This is a genomic window from Flavobacterium aurantiibacter, assembly GCF_002251775.1.
Lineage (GTDB): Bacteria > Bacteroidota > Bacteroidia > Flavobacteriales > Flavobacteriaceae > Flavobacterium > Flavobacterium aurantiibacter.
The window spans coordinates 1-4895 of the sequence record NZ_NOXX01000066.1 but is presented as its reverse complement, the minus strand read 5'-3'; the positions used below and the strand labels follow the sequence as shown (position 1 = coordinate 4895).

Genomic DNA, 4895 nt, shown 5'->3' with positions numbered 1-4895 from the left:
GCGGATTTTTAGCACAAAAGTTCAATCGAAGAACTGCACTTGAACTTACCACAAAACTGTCATACGAATCACTGAACCCGCCATTACGCCAAACCGCTGTTACCAGCTGCCCTTCTTGTCTTTCGTGTTTTTTCGTTGTCATTTCGTGTTTGTCTTGGTGCGTTGGCTTAGTGGCTCTTTTGCAAAACTTGGCTTTAGCGTGGGCTTGAGCGGTTTTGCAAATGTGCCACCAAATGCTTAGGCTTCTGAATATTCTTTTGTCTCTAAATTTTTTAATTTCTCCATAGTACAACAATGCGTCAAGGCGTTAGCAACATTCCACATTAGTACAGGTGGAACTGCATTACCGATAGCTCTATACTGTCTGTTTTCAGAAACGCTTTCTAGCTTAAATGTTGTTGGAAAAGATTGAATATTTGCGGCTTCTCTTGGTGTAAATCGTCTGTAACGCTCACCAATCATTAAAACAGGGTCTGTACCGTTTAGGCTTACTTTTGCTAAATGAGAACTTATTGTATTACAAGGTTGCTCTAAATCCTGTACTCTTCCTTTATTCATTTTATCTCTAACTCTTAACATTCCATCAACGGCTTTCTGGCTAAAAAACCACTTATCATCTTTGTCCGCATTTTTATCTATTACTTGTTTTAGTTTGACTTTTGAACCATTCAAAGTATTAGGTTGAGGAAATTTGAAATTAAAATAATCGTCAAAGTCTCTGAAACCAACAATAAAGACACGTTCACGTTTCTGAGGAACACCAAATTCAGAAGCATTTAAAAGTTTGAAATGTATGTGATAGCCTGCTTTTTCAAATTCTTTTACAATCATTGGAAATGCTTTTCCTTTGTTTGCTGAAAGCAATCCTTTTACATTCTCACCTATAAAAAAACGGGGCTGTTTCTCTTTTAATACTTTCACCATTTCAAAAAACAATTTTCCTCTGTCGTCTTTGTAGCCCAAACGAGGTGGGTTTTGTGCACTAATTGAAAATGATTGACAAGGAAAACCGCCCAATAAAATGTCGTGGTCTGGAACTTTGCTTGGTTCAATATCTCTTACGTCTTTTACTTCGCATTTATGTGAAAAATTATCGTTGTAAATTTTTGTTGCATATGTATCATTATCAACAGCATATACAACTTCAAATGGTAATGTTTCATAAGTCTTTCCAAGGAAGTTAAAGCCACCTTGAATACCTAAGTCCATTCCTCCGCAGCCGCAAAAAAGCGAAGCAACTCTTAATTTGCTATTTCTAAAAGTTTCTGCCATTGTCCTGATTTGTTAGAAAATTCAACAACTAAATTTTTATCTACTTTTAAATTACCTGAATTGAACTGTTTGATGGGATTTTGAATAATGAAGATGTTTTTACCTTCATCATTTATCACTAAGTAATACACAAAATAATTATCGCCCAGCGTTTCGGCTGTATCCCATTCGTTTGGCGTAAGTTTGAAACGATTATTGTTAAGTGCTTTTCTTGATTTGGTCGTCTTTACTTCGATATATCGTTTGTTTTTAGGTATTTCGATACTTTGTAAGTCGTAACCAACTCCAAGCGGAGTTGGAATTTTGTTGATTAAGTGCTGACGATTTGAGCCATCTTTTGTTCTCAAATATTCGTGAGCTAGGATTAGAGTTTCTCCATAATCTCCGAATATTTTTGTAGGTACTTTTCTGTCCTCTTTCATTCGAGAGTAATACTCTTGAATAAGTGCGGAGATATTTTCAACTTCTTGTTCTTCTAAATGCGGAGCAAATGCTTCGATGTTGTCAAAGCTATTCACATAATCAAACCAAACTTCTTCTAATGCACCGATTTCGGGATTTGTAATGCTGTCTGCATTGTAGAATTTATCGTATTCGTCAAACCAAACATCATTTTGTAAATGGAAATTGATAGCTTCTTTATTCTCGACATTCAGATAATAATAGTAACCCGTTCCCTTGTGTTGCAAAAGGTTGGCTAAAACCATATAATCCAAAATATCTCCTGCATAACGGTTGGTGTCACCTTTTGACGGAAATTCACCTGTTCGTTCGTTTTTTAATGCTTCGTAGTCATATTCGTATTCTACTTTGTCCGTTCTGTTTTTTAGAATGAGTTTTGCAACTTCCTTTGCTTGTCTTTTTCCTGTTGTAACTCTTAGGTCGAAATAAGCACATTGCGTAAGTTCTTCGGCTGTTATGCTAAATGGTTTTCCTGTTAATTTTTCTCCCTCAATAAGTAAATTAAGAATGAATTGACAGGGTTTAAATCTTACACCTGCTTCAATTTGTTTGATTACATTATAGTTTACTATATGACCACCAGGATATTGAAATGAGAATAAGAAATAGTTAAAAAACTCGTCCAAATATTGATTATTGGCTAGTCTTTTAGCCATTAAACTTGGTTGTAAAAAACCGTTTGTTTCTTGAATAAAACCAAATAAAGCTGAAATTTCAGTTCTCCAATTATCAATTGTTTTTTGGGTGGAAGTAGCATTTTTCTTAAATCCAAAAAGGACTTTATTAAGTTCGTTATTGAACTCTTTTTCTGGCAATACAGTCATTTCAGAAATAGAAGTTGCTACATACAATAAAACTTCTTCCACGTCATTTTTAAAACGTGGTCTAACGTGATGTAAACGAAAAAAATATTCGTCAGGTATTCTGTATGTTTTCATTACACTCATATATATTTCTTAATTTCTTTTGCCAATACCTCTGCCAAAATTGGCGGAACGGCATTACCAACTTGTTTGTACTGGCTCGTCTTGCTACCTAAAAAAATAAAGGTGTCGGGAAATGACTGTATTCTCGCACTTTCCCTGACAGTAGGCACACGATTATATTTATAATGAAAATGGTGTCTGTGTCCCGTGTCAATTGTAAAACTCGGTTTTTTACTATTTAATCTAGTCCAAGCAATATTTACATTTCTAGTTTTTCGTAATTCTTCCGGCAAATCCTTATAATTTCCACCATCGGGAACTAACGAAATTATACTTGTTGTTTGCTCGCTGTGAATGGTGATTTCGTGATTGTAAATACCGTCTGATTTTCCTCTGATTAATTTTTGATATTCTGATTTTGGTTCTGTTTTATATTTACTTCCGTCTTTTACTGAATTTTCCGATAAATCTGAAATTGCTTCTTTTGCACTTATTGGATTTTCGGTTGTTGGTTCGGGAAAAACAAATTCTTTGTTGTTTTTTGTGCCAACAAAAAAAGCTCGTCTTCTGTTTTGTGGAACACCATAATCGGAAGCCAATAGAACTTTATAGACTACGGTATAACCAAGTTTTTCAAAGTCTTTAATGATACTATCTTTTACAATTCCTTTCCCCATTGAAACAATGTTAGGCACATTTTCCATTAGGAAGACTTTAGGCTGATAGTATTTAACGAAACTCACAAATGATTTATAAAGTTGGTTACGTTCATCATCAATTATTCTTTTTCCTGCAATGGAAAAACCTTGACAAGGTGGACCACCAATTATTACATCAATATCTTTAATGCCTGTGAGTTTTGAAATGTCTTTGGGTGTTTCAGTGAATAAATTTGCAACAATTCCTTTAGCGTTTTTATGTGTACTTTCAAAAGTTGAAATTGCATCTTTCCAATGGTCAATTCCCAAAAGCACTTCAAAGCCTGCCTCTATGAACCCGTATGAAAGTCCACCACAGCCACAAAACAAGTCTATTACAGTCGGTTTACTTTTCATTTTCAAACTTTATTATTCCTTGTTTTGTGTTTATTGTTTTTAAGTAATTAACTTTTTCTTCGGCAACCACTAATGTTTCAGAAGGGCAATTATACTCGTACATTTTTTTAGCAAATTGGTCTCCGAAATATTCAATCTTTAATTTGTCTAAGTCAAGACTAAATGCTACAGCTAGTTTTGATAAACGCTTTTCATCAAACTCTCTTTTTCCGTTTTCTATTTTACTAAGATTTGCAGAGTCCAAGTCAAGCTGAAATGCAAGTTGTGTTAAGGTCAAACCATTGTCTGTCCTTAGTTTTTTGATGTATTCGCCAAAAGTTGCTTTCATATACTTGCAAAATTAAACTTGTCAATATTTGACAAAATTAAAAATTGTTTTCGGATGTACAATCCTTATGTCAATATTTTTTGTAGAATTTATTTTGGGTGGTGGGTGGGCTTGGGTCCGGTTGGGCAAAATAAAATGTGCTGCAATTTGTGTCGGCTTGTGCGTTGGCTTGCAGCTCTTTTTATTTTGCGAAGCGTTGGCTTTTTGTCAGTCGTTTTTCTGTTCGTTTGCTGTCGGTTGTGTCGTCTTTTAGGGTTGCTGGTAACGTTTTGCGTGTTGCCGCAGTTGGCGATTTCGGAGCACTTCACTGTCACCCAGCACAAAAGTTTGATAGGGACACTCAGCTTCAATTTTGCACGTCACCGCCAATTGAGGCAACACGCTGTTAGCGGTTCGCTCTTCTTGTTTGTCAGTCAATATTCCAATAGTTTTCTGGGTCGCCTTCAAAAGCATTGTCTATTGTATCATCATCGTAACCATAAGCTCCGCCATATTTTTCGTAGCTTGGACTATAATCATCATAGTCATCATAATCATCTCCCTGCTGTTCGTTTTCCCAAGTTGAATATTTGTCAGCAAGTTTTTGTTTTCCTTCTTCGGTAATTGTGAAGTCGGGTTTAATTACTTTAATTTCTGCAATTATCTCGTCTGAAATATAAAAGTGGTCAAGATTAATTGCACACCAGTCAAGATAGGTAGGCTGGATTTCAAGAATTTCTTTCATGGTTTTACCTTCATATTTTCCGAAAGTAAATTCTGTATCTAATGTATAAAACCTCATGTTTTTAGATTTATGTAGTTATTAAATAAACCCGTTGGGTGAAATTATTTGAAGTAAAATAAATTGAACAA

At 35.0% G+C, this 4895-nt stretch carries 5 protein-coding genes; all 5 read right to left on the bottom strand.

Features of this window, described 5'->3' with window-relative positions:
* Positions 1–237: 237 nt before the first annotated feature.
* The 5 genes from dcm to CHX27_RS00810 all read right to left on the bottom strand — a co-directional run bounded on the left by dcm (position 238) and on the right by CHX27_RS00810 (position 4824).
* Positions 238–1272 carry a DNA cytosine methyltransferase gene (dcm, locus tag CHX27_RS00830; RefSeq protein WP_094484888.1) on the bottom strand — a complete coding sequence of 345 codons (1035 nt, stop codon included), beginning with the start codon at positions 1270–1272 and terminating at the stop codon, positions 238–240.
* The gene (locus CHX27_RS00825) at positions 1242–2672 is read right to left on the bottom strand and encodes a protein NO VEIN domain-containing protein (RefSeq protein WP_243388927.1); all 1431 of its coding nucleotides are present in this window, start codon (positions 2670–2672) and stop codon (positions 1242–1244) included. Before CHX27_RS00825 ends, dcm begins: the two co-directional genes overlap by 31 nt.
* Positions 2673–2677: 5 nt before the next feature.
* A complete protein-coding gene (locus CHX27_RS00820; protein ID WP_094484886.1) occupies positions 2678–3715 on the bottom strand; it encodes a DNA cytosine methyltransferase in 1038 nt (345 codons plus the stop codon).
* The gene (locus CHX27_RS00815) at positions 3705–4043 is read right to left on the bottom strand and encodes a helix-turn-helix domain-containing protein (protein WP_094484885.1); all 339 of its coding nucleotides are present in this window, start codon (positions 4041–4043) and stop codon (positions 3705–3707) included. The genes CHX27_RS00820 and CHX27_RS00815 overlap by 11 nt, the downstream gene beginning before the upstream one ends.
* A 409-nt stretch (positions 4044–4452) precedes the next feature.
* Positions 4453–4824 (bottom strand): exodeoxyribonuclease X C-terminal domain-containing protein, encoded by a 372-nt coding sequence (locus tag CHX27_RS00810; RefSeq protein WP_094484884.1) that lies wholly within the window; start codon positions 4822–4824, stop codon positions 4453–4455.
* Positions 4825–4895 lie beyond the last annotated feature (71 nt).